Genomic DNA, 481 nt, shown 5'->3' with positions numbered 1-481 from the left:
GCTCGCGTGAGCTTGGAACCCCTCATCTCACCCCGTCCGCTGCCGCCCGGCGAGCTTGTGCCGGTCGAGTTCGGTCATCCCACCCCAGACGCCGTAGAGCTCGCCGGCCTCGATCGCGAACTTCCGGCAGGTCTCGAGCACGGCGCAGCCGGAGCAGATCGCCTTGGCGGCGTCCTCCTTACGACGACGCACTCCCTTGGGCTCGTCCTCCGCACTGTAGAAGAGGTCGGGGTCCCCGATGCACGCTCCGTCGTCCCTCCAAGCCCAGTACTCCGATGTGGGTTTCAGATTCCTGAACCGTGGCACTCGTACTCCTGTCGCGGAAGGCGGAAGATCAACGACGAAGTGTCTCCCGGGACCACCCGGGCGCGCCTCACCCTTAGGGGTGTAATCGCTGGCGCGGCCGGTTGTCGTCCGTTGCTAGGCTCTGCACATGCCGATCAGGGTCACAGTGGTCAATGACTACCTCGTCGTCGTCGCC

Annotated in this window: 1 protein-coding gene; it reads right to left on the bottom strand. The window is 65.5% G+C overall.

What is annotated here, in order from left to right; translation table 11 throughout:
• Positions 1 to 27: 27 nt before the first annotated feature.
• Positions 28 to 306 carry a WhiB family transcriptional regulator gene (locus H483_RS37045; protein WP_017838456.1) on the bottom strand — a complete coding sequence of 93 codons (279 nt, stop codon included), beginning with the start codon at positions 304 to 306 and terminating at the stop codon, positions 28 to 30.
• Positions 307 to 481 lie beyond the last annotated feature (175 nt).

It is taken from the genome of Dietzia sp. UCD-THP (assembly GCF_000349585.1).
Lineage (GTDB): Bacteria > Actinomycetota > Actinomycetes > Mycobacteriales > Mycobacteriaceae > Dietzia > Dietzia natronolimnaea_A.
Note: the sequence above shows the minus strand (reverse complement) of the source record. Positions and strands in the feature narration are given on the sequence as shown.